The sequence below is a fragment of the Alkalicoccobacillus porphyridii genome, from assembly GCF_007293315.1.
In the GTDB taxonomy this organism is placed as follows: Bacteria; Bacillota; Bacilli; order Bacillales; family Bacillaceae_D; genus Alkalicoccobacillus; species Alkalicoccobacillus porphyridii.
Window position 1 is genome coordinate 1 of record NZ_VLXZ01000088.1, and the last position, 359, is coordinate 359.

The 359-nt window shown below is 57.7% G+C and carries 1 pseudogene; it reads left to right on the plus strand.

The window, feature by feature from the left end:
* Window positions 1-359: pseudogene (hofM, locus tag FN960_RS23630) on the plus strand (DNA utilization protein HofM); the annotation flags it as partial.

Genomic DNA, 359 nt, shown 5'->3' on the forward strand with positions numbered 1-359 from the left:
CGGTAGCGGTTGCGATCGTACGGGGCGCAAAAGAATGCTTTTTGCAACGCTGGTGGCGGTTGCCGCTGGAGAACGACATTATCAAAGATGGGCGGATTGTTGATGCGCAGCAGCTGGCTAAAACGTTGTTACCTTGGAGTCGCGAACTGCCGCAGCGTCATCACATTATGTTGGCGTTTCCCGCCAGTCGCACATTACAGCGGTCATTTCCGCGCCCGTCGATGTCCCTTGGTGAGCGGGAGCAAACGGCCTGGCTGTCAGGGACGATGGCCCGCGAGCTGGATATGGATCCGGACTCCCTGCGCTTCGATTATAGCGAAGACTCACTCAGCCCCGCTTATAACGTGACTGCCGCGCAA